At 50.1% G+C, this 12,203-nt stretch carries 9 protein-coding genes; 4 read left to right on the top strand and 5 right to left on the bottom strand.

The window, feature by feature from the left end; translation table 11 throughout:
- Window positions 1-78: 78 nt before the first annotated feature.
- The gene (locus tag UQW94_RS05220) at window positions 79-2,070 is read right to left on the bottom strand and encodes a U32 family peptidase (RefSeq protein WP_322142059.1); all 1,992 of its coding nucleotides are present in this window, start codon (window positions 2,068-2,070) and stop codon (window positions 79-81) included.
- A 227-nt stretch (window positions 2,071-2,297) separates the two neighbouring features.
- Here UQW94_RS05220 and UQW94_RS05215 point away from each other — a divergent pair, with 227 nt between their 5' ends.
- The gene (locus UQW94_RS05215; RefSeq protein WP_023584460.1) at window positions 2,298-2,744 is read left to right on the top strand and encodes a DUF302 domain-containing protein; all 447 of its coding nucleotides are present in this window, start codon (window positions 2,298-2,300) and stop codon (window positions 2,742-2,744) included.
- A 96-nt stretch (window positions 2,745-2,840) separates the two neighbouring features.
- On the opposite strand, the gene ptsG is transcribed toward UQW94_RS05215, so the two are convergent.
- Complete coding sequence (gene ptsG, locus UQW94_RS05210) at window positions 2,841-4,283, bottom strand: glucose-specific PTS transporter subunit IIBC (protein WP_025500127.1); 1,443 nt, start codon at window positions 4,281-4,283, stop codon at window positions 2,841-2,843.
- 265 nt (window positions 4,284-4,548) lie between these two features.
- Between ptsG and UQW94_RS05205 the strand changes: the two genes are divergently transcribed.
- From UQW94_RS05205 to UQW94_RS05195, 3 genes are read left to right on the top strand one after another with little or no spacing between them, the layout of a single operon-like run.
- Entirely contained in the window at window positions 4,549-5,256 is a 708-nt protein-coding gene (locus UQW94_RS05205; protein ID WP_021450481.1) for a response regulator, read from the top strand.
- The gene (locus UQW94_RS05200) at window positions 5,246-6,676 is read left to right on the top strand and encodes an ATP-binding protein (protein ID WP_322142058.1); all 1,431 of its coding nucleotides are present in this window, start codon (window positions 5,246-5,248) and stop codon (window positions 6,674-6,676) included. Before UQW94_RS05205 ends, UQW94_RS05200 begins: the two co-directional genes overlap by 11 nt.
- 2 nt (window positions 6,677-6,678) lie before the next feature.
- Window positions 6,679-7,923 (top strand): ABC transporter substrate-binding protein, encoded by a 1,245-nt coding sequence (locus tag UQW94_RS05195; RefSeq protein ID WP_322142057.1) that lies wholly within the window; start codon window positions 6,679-6,681, stop codon window positions 7,921-7,923.
- 73 nt (window positions 7,924-7,996) lie between these two features.
- Here the strand turns inward: UQW94_RS05195 and UQW94_RS05190 are convergent, their stop codons facing one another.
- The 3 genes from UQW94_RS05190 to UQW94_RS05180 are packed head-to-tail and all read right to left on the bottom strand — an operon-like array spanning window position 7,997 to window position 12,198.
- Window positions 7,997-9,199, bottom strand: coding sequence for a type III PLP-dependent enzyme (locus UQW94_RS05190; protein ID WP_322142056.1), 1,203 nt, complete (start codon window positions 9,197-9,199; stop codon window positions 7,997-7,999).
- Entirely contained in the window at window positions 9,192-11,021 is a 1,830-nt protein-coding gene (locus UQW94_RS05185) for an IucA/IucC family protein (protein WP_322142055.1), read from the bottom strand. Before UQW94_RS05185 ends, UQW94_RS05190 begins: the two co-directional genes overlap by 8 nt.
- Window positions 10,993-12,198, bottom strand: coding sequence for an MFS transporter (locus tag UQW94_RS05180; RefSeq protein ID WP_151515253.1), 1,206 nt, complete (start codon window positions 12,196-12,198; stop codon window positions 10,993-10,995). The genes UQW94_RS05185 and UQW94_RS05180 overlap by 29 nt, the downstream gene beginning before the upstream one ends.
- Window positions 12,199-12,203: the final 5 nt, after the last annotated feature.

The raw sequence follows: 12,203 nt of genomic DNA, 5'->3' as shown, positions 1-12,203 counted from the left end.
CTGACTTACAAAGCGTTACGCTTCCCTCTAGTAGAGTGTAGGATAATTTATTGTTTTGTTTGCCTCGTTAGAAAAATTCTACAACCCCTTTAAATACTGCGCGTTGGCTGTTGGTTGAATCATGGCATTCAGCGTTTGGACGGTTTGTTCGCTGTGTTCTTCAAGTAGAGCTAAGAACGCGTCAATCAACTCAGGTTTGCTCGCTGAGACTTTCGTTTCGGTCTGGATATCACGCAGATCGATCAACACATCGGTAAATAATTGAGGCAGATCGTGCAGCACTTGCAGGTTTAAGACGTTGTGTTCGCTGTAGATCGAATTGTGGCTGCCTTTCTGTTTTTGCACCACGTAAGGATTGTATTTTAAGTTGATGATAGACGTGCGTTTATCACAGCGTTTCAAACAACCTTTGTTGACCTTCACCTTACGGCATCCTTCGGTTTGTTGGAACAAACATTGGCGGCTCGTGAGTAGGGTATTTGGATTATAAATGCTGTAGAAGCTGCGCATGTTTTTCGGACGCTTGATATGGCGCATCTGCTTCATATTCAGCTCGTTAGAAACAAACGCGCCACTTGCCGCGAACTCGTCTTGAAGGCATTTAAACGCGTATGAGTTCACCGTGTTCATTTGTGGGCCTGCCACCCAGCCTAAGCCGAGCTCTTTTGCGATCATGCCGACGCCTGAGTTGTTGGTGATCAACAACTCAGGTTGGATGGTTTCCAAAAATACGCGCGCGGCGTGGTAGTCTTCGCCAATCAAAATGGCTGGGAACCAAGGTTTGAGCATTGGGTTGGCGTGGAACAACTCAATCATCGCGCTCAGTTCGCCAGACAATCCCATTGGCAATTGATAGTAAACATCAATGTCGTGGTATTCGCACAGCATGGCTTCTTGTGCTGACGAGATCAGAACCGATAATTTTGGCGCACCTTGGCGAGGCTCTGGTTGAGGTAACGCTGGCAGAGCTGGCACATCAATCGACCCTTTCAAGCTGCTGCCGGATACTTGTGTCGAAGTGACATCGAACGACTTAGTTTGCTCTGCCACTTTCTCAATGATCGCGGTTTTGTCGTCGTAGAGTTTCTTTTTCACCGCTTGTACATCATCAGCAGACTGGCATTGGTAAACCTTCGAAAAATGCTTTACAGCGTGGTCGCGCGGGTTGTCGATGTACATCGCCTTGCCGAAATCACCTTGCAAAAATGCGTTGGAGAAATCACGGTTGAACACCGTGTATAACTCGGTTGTGTCTTCAGAGAGTTCCAAACCCTCGCACAAGCGATCGATTTGCTGGCGCCAATTGTCGACCACGGTATAGACGTAGTGCGATTTCTTGATTCGTCCTTCCACTTTTAATGAATACACGCCAGCATCGGCAAGCGCTTCCAAGTCCCCAAAGGCGGAATTGTCTTTCATATTGAGTGGGTAGTTGTTGCCCGTTTTGGTCGTTTCGTACTGTTCGCGACAAGGTTGGCTACAGCGTCCACGGTTACCTGATGCGCCATTGCGAGCTGAACTGATGTAGCAAATTCCGGAGAATCCGATGCAGTATGAGCCGTGGACAAACACTTCCATCATTACGTTGTGCTCGCGACCAAATTGCGCCAGATGTTTTATCTCACTGATGTTAAGTTCGCGAGATAAGTTTACTCGGCTTGCGGTGAGCTGGTTGAGAAAGAGGATCTGGCCTTCGTTATGCGTGTTTAGTTGCGTTGAAGCGTGCATATCCAAATCGGGAAAGTGATGTTTGAGAATGTAGGCCAGACCGAGATCTTGCACGATCACGCCATCGATTTTGGTGGTGTTCAGTTGACTGAGTAAGCGAACAATCGCCGGAATTTCACTTTCTAAAATCAGCACATTCAACGTTAGGAAAATCTTACAGCTGTGCTGATGGGCTAACGTTAACACGCCATTTAAGTTATCTAAGGTGAGGTTGGTCGCTCGGTTACGAGCATTGAAGCGGTCGAGCCCACAGTAAATTGCATCGGCGCCAGCGGCAATGGCGGCTTTGATGGAATCTAAATCACCACCGGGTGCTAATAACTCAAATTGATCGCGTGTCACTACTTTTCTCTTTCTTACTAAAATAGGCTGCAAATGTTACGTATTTCACGCTTTTGATGCTCAGCTAGTTAACGCTTTATTAATCTGAATCAATTAATCCGTGTTACACGGTCGACTCTTGAGTGGGTAGAGTGCAGTTCGCGATAGCGGAATCTGACTTCTATAGTTTTCCTACACTTGGTTTTTCTATATTTAGTTTTCGACTCAGAGAGAGGAAGGGACGACAAATGAAAAAAGTAATCATCGGGTTGGTCGTGGCGTTGACGTCATTGAGTGCGTTAGCTGGTGAGGGTGTGGTAACCGTTGCGAGCACGCATTCAGCAAAAGATACGGCGGATAAATTTGTCGCTATCGCGCAAGAAAAAGGGTTGAACGTCTTTGCGCGCATTAACCATCAAGAGAACGCCGTGAAAGTCGATATGACGTTGCGACCAACCGAAGTTATCGTGTTTGGGAACCCTAAAGTGGGCACGCCACTGATGATCTGTGCGCAGGAAGTGGCGCTCGATTTACCCCAAAAAGTGTTGGTGTATGAAGATGCAGAAGGCAAAACGTGGTTAGCTTATAACGATCCGATGTATTTAAAACAGCGCCATCATATTGAAGGCTGCGACGAGGTATTGAACAAAATCAGCGGCGTGCTGGGCAATTTAACCAACGCGGCGGCGAAGTAGGGCTGGTTATTGGCTTCGCTTTTTTTATCCCAAAAACGAAAAAGCCAACCTCACAAGGAGGTTGGCAAATCTTACCTAGACTGGGGGTAGATAAGATCAGGAGGTGGCGAGTACGCTGTGCACTTCTGACTTAATTGAGTCAGACTGCGTGCCGAAAATCGCTTGTAAACTGTCGCCAATCACTAACACATCTCGCGCGCCAAGTGCTTTTAGCTTAGCAACATCAACGTTAGCGATGTCTTTCACCGAGACACGCAGACGAGTGATACACGCATCGACTGACTTAATATTGGCTTTGCCGCCCAATGCAGCGACTACATCCACCGCAATTTCATCAGGCTGTCCGGCAATCTTCACTTCTGCAATGTCGGTTTCACGACCTGGCGTTTTCAGATCCAACTTCACAATTAGGAAGCGGAACAAGCCGTAGTACAGCGTCGCCCAGATTGGACCGATGATGATGAACATCCACGCGTTGGTCGACATTGGGTAGTAAAGGAAGAACTGGATCGCGCCGTGCGCAAAGTCCGTACTGTGTTTGATTTCCAAAAACGCGGTGATCGCAAACGCAATACCGGTGAGGAAAATATGGATCACGTACAGCACTGGCGCGACGAATAGGAAGGTAAATTCGATTGGCTCTGTGATACCAGTCAACCAAGAGGTCAACGCCGCAGACATCATCAAACCGCCGACGATTTTCTTACGCTCAGGAGACGCGCAGTGGTAAATCGCCAGTGCCGCTGCTGGTAGTGCCCACATGGAGTACATAAAGCCACCAGACAGATAACCTGCGGTTTTATCGCCCGCGAAGAAGCGAGTGAGCTCACCGGTAAACTCTTTGCCGGTTTCTGGGTCTACATAGCTGCCGACTTCAAAGAAGAACGGCGCATTCCAGATGTGGTGCAAACCAACCGGGAGTAGTGAACGTTCGCCCGCGCCGTAAACCGCCCACGCGAGTACAGGGTTTTGGTACGCTGCCCAATGAGAGAATGCATCAAGAAGTTGTCCGACAGGTGGCCATGCAAACGCGAGAATCGCACCAACGACGATCGCCGATAAACCGGTGACAATGGGCACAAATCGCTTACCCGCGAAGAAGCCCAAATACTCCGGCAGTTTGATGTTGTAGAAGCGGTTGTACATGATTGCCGCGACCGCACCGATAAAGATGCCGCCAAACACCCCGGTTTGCAGCGTCTCAACGCCCATGATGGTAGCATCAGTTTCTAAGCCGCGTAGGCCAGTCACAATACCGAGCGATGCGTTCATAATAATTAGGCCAACTAAGCCTGCGAGCGCAGCGGCACCGTCATTGCCTTTTGATAACCCGAGCGCCACACCGACCGCAAACATCAACTGCATGTTGCCGAACACGCCTTCACCGGCGGCGAGCATCACTTTGTTGACCGCGTCTGGAATAAACGCAAACCCCGCGTTACCAATACCCAGCATCAAGCCAGCCACCGGTAACACCGCCACAGGCAGCATCAACGACCGCCCTATTTTTTGTAGTTGTCCAAATATACTTGCAAACATGGTTTCCTCCTGACGAATGCCAGTGTTGTAGGACCTGATTCCTTCAGGTCATGTTGTTTCACGTAAGGTCAGGATGATCATAGCGAGCAAGGCGGCGCCTAAGGTTACAAAAGGCAATCAGTTTGTAAGTGGCCGCTTACAAATCTCTTACACCGAGAAGTGAAAATTGCAATCGGCTCGATTGTGCATGGGCGTTTAAGAATGCATCATATTGGCCAGCGCCAAACTCAGGGGCAGGCACAGGGACGGACACAGGGAAAGTAGGATGGAAAACAAGCAGATACTGGTCGTCGATGACAACCTCGACCTTCGCGAAGCATTGTCAGATTACCTTGGTCGCGCAGGGTTTGAAGTGCTTTGCGCAGAAAACGGCGGCGTGATGTGGCAACTGCTCAACGATCACCATCCTGATTTAATCATCCTCGATATTATGATGCCCGGTGAAGACGGCTTTACCCTGTGCCAGAAACTGCGCAAAAACTCCGATATCCCGATCATCATGCTGACCGCCGTCACTGAAGAAGCCGACCGAGTCGCAGGGCTAGAAATGGGCGCTGACGACTACATCACCAAATCATTCAGCCCGCGTGAACTGCTCGCGCGCATCAAAACGATTCTGAGACGCAGCCAAACGACCGCCAATAGCAAACTGACGCGTAAAGTGCGTTTTGACGACTGGTTGTTAGATACCGTAACCCGGCAACTGACCCACGTTGCTAGCCGCGAGGTCAAACAACTGAGTGGCGCGGATTTGTCACTGCTCGGTTTGTTCGTCAACCACGCGCAATCAATATTGTCTCGCGATGACATTGCGCGCGAGATCTGGGGACGCGATGCTGACCCGTTTGAACGCGGTATTGACGTGCAGATCAGCCGCTTGCGTCATCACCTTGAAGATAAAGACCGCTCGCTGATCCTAACAGTGCGCAACAAAGGCTACATGCTGACCACGGACGTGCATTATGAGAATTAAACGCTGGACGGGATCACTGGTCGTTCGTACCAGTGTATTCCTGTTGCTGGTGATCATTCTGGCGCAGGTATTATCCGGAATTATCTGGTATCAACACGCCAGCGAACGCGATAAAGAAGGCCTGACCACCACAGTCAAAAGCTTAGCACTGAGTGCTTCTTCTACCATCGCCTTCTTTCAAACCCTCCCTTCGGAATACCGCCACTTGGTGCTCAATCAACTACGCAATATGGGCGGCACGCGCTTCTTCGTCTCACTCAACAATCACCAGATTAACGTCGACCCGCTGCCGGAGAGCGAACGCAAAACGTTGGTCATCAACCAAGTTCGCGAGGTATTAGAAAGTGAGTTGAGCGGCATTCCTAATATCGAGGTGGAGTTCACCCAGCGCGACAAACTCAAAGTGTTCAACAACGAGCTACCTATCGACGAACTGCCGCTATTGTGGGCGCATTATTCGCTTTCGTTTGGTGACCTCAATCCGCCTATTCTGGTGATGCAGGTCGAAGTCGCGCAGAACGAATGGTTTTATCTCGCGGCGGTGCTACCCGCGCCTTACATCAACCTAGAGACTAACTATTTTGAGCTGCGCCAATGGCTGACACTATTGCTGTCCGCGCTAATGTTGTTGCTGTGTACCTGGTTTATCGTTCGCAAAGAGATTCAACCCATTCGAGAGCTGGCAAAAGCAGCAACCCTGATGTCGAGCCGACTAGACGTGCCCGAAGTCTCTGAGCGAGGCAGTAACGAACTGAAAGCGGCGGTACGTGCGTTTAACAAGATGAATCGACGCATCGACAGCCACATTAAAGACCGCGAGATGCTGTTCAGCGCCATCTCCCACGATCTGAAAACGCCGATAGCCTGCCTAAAACTGCGGGCGGAAATGCTGGATGACGACGCCGACCGAGAACGCTTTATCCGCCTGAGTAACGACCTAGACTTGATGGTCAAAGGCGCATTGCAATGCATTAAAGAGACCGATATCCACGAGGAAATCGAGCCGATCAATTTCACCCAACTGATTCAGCACATTTCCGCCAATATCGCCGATGCGCCAGACACAATTCGCATCCACGGTGAAATCCGCACCCACTTTGCTGGTAAACCGTTAGCGATTAAGCGCTGCATTCAGAATTTGGTCGATAACGCGCTCAAATACGGCCATCAAGCGGACATTACGCTGAGTGAAAGCCCAGAGTCGATCCAGATTGAAATTGAAGATCACGGTGATGGTGTTGACGATTTATTACTTGAAAAGCTCTGCCAGCCATACTTCCGCGCTAGCAACGATAAAGAAGGCAGTGGGCTGGGGTTAACCATTTCACAGAGCATTGCAAAGGCTCACGGCGGCAGTTTGTCGCTGAGCCATTCTCAGTTTGGCGGCCTCTGCGCCACACTGACTTTCCCGAGAGACTGACTATGAACAAACTGGCATTCTTGTTCCCACTGTTGCTCGCCCCTTGCGTCGCTCACGCTGAGTCGCCACAAGGGGTAGAGTTTTTACATTGGTGGACTTCTGACGGCGAGCAGCAAGCGCTGCAAACACTTAAAGCACAACTGAAACAGCACGATATTGAGCTGCTGCAAAGCCCGGTGTTAGGCGGTGGTGGTGACAGCGCGATGACGGTACTGCAAGCTCGCGCGCTGGCGGGTAATCCACCGAGCTTCGCGCAAATCGAAGGGCCAAGTATTAAGGCGTGGGATGCCATCGGTATTTTGCACAACGTCAACGCGGTTGCCGATGAGCAGCTCTGGGACGAGGTGCTCTACCCGCTATCTATTGAAATCAACAAAACACAAAACGGCTACATCGCCCTGCCACTTACGCTGCACCGTTTGAACTGGCTGTGGGTCAACTACAAGCTGCTTAAACAACTGAATCTATCCGCGCCGAAAAACTGGCAAGAGATGTTCGCCGCCATGGAGCTTGCGAAGCAAAATGGCATCGTGCCGATCGCAGTCGGTGAGCAGCCGTGGCAAGTCGCCCAACTTTTCGAGAACTTAGTGATCTCCACTGGCGGCGTTGAGTTCTACACCAATGCAATGGTTAAACTTGAGCGAGACAGCATCGACAGTGATACCCTGCGCCAAGCGTTGACGCAATTTCGTCGCCTCAGTTTGTTGATCGACAACCAATTACCCGACAGTAAGTGGGATACGGCGACCCAAGCGCTAGCCGACGGTCAAGCGCTGTTTCAAATCGGTGGAGATTGGATTTTAGGTGAGCTGCTCGCCAATCAAGTCTCAGTCCCGCAAGAGGTCGGCTGTTACCCAACGCCTGACAGCGATGGTGTATTCCTCTACAACATGGACAGCTTGGTGTTTATGTCGAGCAAGTCGTTTTCTGCCGAGGCGGCTCAGCAAACCGCAAGCGCGCTGGCAGATGTCGAGTTTCAAGCTAAGTTCAATAAGGTAAAAGGCTCGATTCCGGTACGTACCGATATCGACATCAGCGATTTTAATCCGTGTCAGGTCCAGTCATATCAAGACTTTCACTACGGCGTTAAACACAACCTCGCTGTGCCGAGTATGATTGATTCGATGGCGGTCAATCCGGTTGCCCAGCAAGCGATAAACTCGGAAATCTTCCGTTTTTACCGCAATCCCAAGATGGAACCCGACGAGCTGATAAAACGCATTATTGCTATTTCGCAAAGCGGTTAATGGCAATGAATTTGTGCCGAGTGGAATAAAAAAGCCCCAATGATTGGGGCTTGAGTAAAGCGAAGTGTGCCGTTTAGAAATAGTGGAAGATCGGCGGTTCATGCATCAAGAAGTTTTGATGGGAGATGTTCCACGCATAGGCGCCCGCTAAGGTAAACACAACATAATCACCAATATCGACGTGGGCGACGTGTTGATTGCGTGCCAGCACATCTTTGGGCGTACAAAGCTGGCCGACAAAGGTCGCTTGTGCATGCTGAATTGGGTGAGAAATCTCATGGTGTTGCTCGCTTTTCAGGATGACGAATGGATGATCATGGCTCTGCGCTGCTGGCGTGCGGAAATGGTGAGTCCCCCCGCGTGCGATGACAAAGTTTTCGCCAAGATTTTGCTTAATATCCAGTACTTCCATCACGTAATAACCGCATGCCGCCGTGATGAAACGTCCGCATTCAAAACGCAGTGTCCAATCTTGCACTTGCTCTTTAGCGATGAGGAATTCCAACTTGTCGCAAAACTCCATCCACGGAAAGTGTTGCTCAGGGTTTTGGTAGTTAATCCCCATGCCTCCGCCTAAGTTGATCATCAGCTCACCGAGTTCGAACTCCTGTTGCCACGCCTTCACGACTTGGAAATAGCGCTGCATCAACGCTAAGTGACGTTCAACATCGAGCTGATGCGACATCAAGTGAAAATGGAAACCTTTCAGTGACACTTGCGGGAAATCGCGCAGCAACATTAAAGCATTACTCAGTTCGGACTCGTCCAAGCCAAATGGAGTCGGCTTGCCACCCATCGCCAACTTGCTGAGCGTGATGTCGCCAATATCAATGTTCATACGCAAAAAGATCGAAGTAGGGCGGTTGAGGCGCTCGGTTAGTGCTCCAATGCGCTTTAGCTCGGTGAGGCTTTCGACATGAATTCCATCGACATCCAGCTCAATCGCTTGTTGCAATTCACTTAGCATTTTTCCGGGGCCACCGAAGATCAATGGCTTATCGAGTTGTTGCTGGTGGAGGTGTGTCAACTCCCCGCCAGACGCCGCTTCAAAACCATCGACATACGGCGCGAGCGTTTTGAGAATAGGGCCCGATGGATTGGCTTTGGCTGCGTAAAATAGCTCGACATTTTTCGGCAAAACGTGACGCAGTTGTTTGATGTGTTCTTCTAAGGCGTTTAGGTCATACACGTACGCGCACAAGGGTTGATTTTGCTGCTGTGCGAGCGTGTGAACTTGCTGGCTAACGCGTGTCGGTAGAGAGAGTGAGTTAGGCATGTTGCGCTCCTTTTTCGTGTTGTTGCCAAGGTGCGGCGACTTGGGTATAGCCCGACTCCTTATCGGCTTTTTGCATCAAACGTGTGGTGAAATTATTTTTGCTTGGGAAGTGACCGCCATTCAGCAATGCTTCTAGTTCCGGCTGTTTCCCATTCACTGATTGCCAACGCACAATGGCACTTTGCACCGCATTCCACAGCGTTTGCTCTAGTGGCTCATCACCTTCTGCGATGAAGAAAATCGCTTCGCTGATGTTGTTGATAAAGGTGCAGTATCCGATGCGATTCCAGCCTTGTTCGCGACTGTAGTAAACCGATTGTCGCGCGCGTTCAGACAAGTCAGTTAATGTTTCTGCTGGCCAAAACTCCGGCAGTAACTTGGTGCCTTCCAAATCACGAATCCAAACACAACACGGCATCTCTTGTTCAAAGCCAATCAAGGTGTTTTGCAAATGCGGCTCAAACGCCACCCCGTGTTTGAAGTAGTAGTTAAACACACCTGGAATTAGGCAATGCAAATAGCGTTCAAACCACAGTGTCGCGATGTCGGAATAGCGATTTTGCGTAGTACGCGCTTTGTTTTTAAGGCGTTGAGCAATGCAACTGTTGCCGTTTTTGTCGTAAGCAAACAGAGCGCCAGCGAGGGTTGGTTTTAAGATGTCGACTTCGCTCAGCGAGAAATTTTCGCGGTATAAAATCCCAAACGATTCGCGCGCTTTGGTGTTGTCGTCCCAATTACGCTCAGCGACACTTTCTAGATTCAACGTAGTGGCGTAAGGCTCTGTCATCACTTTAAATACGGGGTTGTGCAGCTGTTCGTTTTCTCTTATTGGTTTGAGAATCGACGTGAGCTGCACGGCGCTGTCGAGTTCGTACCACGCGTTTTTACGCACGCAATTGGTTAATCGTACGTTGATGGAGAATTTCGCAAACCAGTCCATATCTGGGTGGTAGAGGGTACGAACTGAAGAGGTCGGCTGCATCTTTTCACCACCTAAACCCAGTGGCGTGATTTTGCCTTGTTCAATGGAGCGCTTCACGCTTGGGTTGCTCAAAATGGTGTAGCTTTCCCAAGGATGGCAAGGGTAGAGGGTCTTCCCATTGCTGGTGGCGTGTTGTGGCGCGAGCTGTTGTAGCATGTGCTGAGCAGGGTTAGCTTCTCCGTCGGAACTCAGCACATCAAGTAAGGACGTATCCACTTCAAACCAGTACAACGGGACTTGCGCGCCGACTTCTGGAGAAAACGCCAAGAGATCATCCATGGTGACGCCCGAACGACTTTTCGGGGTCGGATGGAAAGTATGCCCCCAAATCAGAGACTGTTCCGAAGCGATAAACTCGTTGTGATGCGATTTGGGCGCGACGTTGAGAAACTGCTCGGTAACCAGCACGCTATTTTCTAGTTGTTCGATCAGCTCATGGTTAAACGGGATCGCCAACACCTGCTTGAGATAGTTAAGCAAAAGCGTAAGAGTTTGCGTGGCATCCAATTTCGCCCAACCAGATCCCGGCATTTTCGCCCACGGCAGTTCTGCCAATTTGATTTTGCCCAGTTTGCTCGCGTAGTGAATCGGCAAAACCAGCACGCCATTTTGTTGAGAAAGATGAACGGCTACCCGCTGCTTGGCGGAATAGTTGCGTTTTAACGTTTGGGGTAGCGATGTCGATTGGTAGTGCCATTCCACTTGTTGATTCGGTAGCGCAAATTCACGTAAGTAACAATTAAGAACACCCATTATCGTGTTGAGTTGGGCCTTCTCCCGATTGAGCTGCACATCATGCGCGCGCAACTCGCTAGTCTGAGAGGATTGAGTTTGTAACATGTTGATTTCCAAATTTTGAATGGAGAACCAGCGCGATCAAGGTGATTACGCTGACTATCGCAGAAAGTAGGAAAGGAACCTCAAGTAGCCCCAAGCTAGAAATGAAAGAAGCGCAAAATCCCGCCGCCACGCCACCCCATTTGGACATGGCATCAAAGCGAGAAAATACTTTGCCACTGAGTTTGCGATCCAGATTGCTCGCAAGATGCTGATGCAATCCGTGATAACAACACACCATCGCGATGCCAAAGATAATTCTCGCAGCAATGAGTGCGGTTTCGGACGCAATCAAATGCAAGGCAGAGCTCACGGCAAGCAATGCAAACCCGAGCCACAACGTGCGCAGCGGTTGATGGCGATTCAGCCCATCTGACAACACGTGGATTTTGCCTGCCAGCAACAGATAGACGCCATGCGGCAGTGCGTACAAAAAACCGATCCATGCGTGGTGAGTGATGCCATATTGCTGCACAAACGGCGAGAAATAAGGAAAGGTCACCACCATGGAAAACGCAAACCCGAACTGAGCAAAGAAGATCCAGCGAATGGCATGCATTGCGTTTTTCTGTGCAACCGGTTTTTCTTGCTGAGATTCTGAGTTTGGCTTTTCGAGGTTTCGTTCGGCGGGTTTATCCGCAGGCAGTGTTAGCGTGATGCCCATAGCAATTAAAGGCAAAACGCATAACCACAGGTACGCGTTGAGTGGGTTGGTTTCGGACAAGCTCCAGCCGAGCCCAATGGGCGCAACGATCAGCGCCAAGCGAGCAGATAGCTGGGTTTTATTGAGTGACTTGCCGAGTGTTTTGGCTTCTTTAATTTGACTAGATAAGTAGCTGTTCGAGGCGGCCATGGTGCCGCCAAAGGTTCCTTGAACAATAAGACCAAACACAAACATGGCGAGGTTGTCTGCCAAGCCGCACAGCGCAAAACCTGCTGCAAGGCCAAGTTGCGCACGCAAGAGTGAGCGGCGGCGACCGTAGCGATCGGCAAAGTTGCCCCAAAATCGCGCCGCCAACGCAGTACAAAACGTAGGTAGGATAAACAATACCCCTGCCCAGTCCGCATCAATGCTTGCGCCTAATGTTGGCAACACGACGGGTAGAAATAGCGGCATACCTAACGCGGCAAACGCAGCGATAAAGTGGCACAACAACACACTGTAGATGAGTTTGGTCATAATCG

This window comes from Vibrio sp. PBL-C16 (assembly GCF_034321865.1).
Classification (GTDB): domain Bacteria; phylum Pseudomonadota; class Gammaproteobacteria; order Enterobacterales; family Vibrionaceae; genus Vibrio; species Vibrio alginolyticus.
The sequence above is the reverse complement of the archived record's forward strand: the minus strand, read 5'-3'. Positions and strand labels throughout refer to the sequence as shown.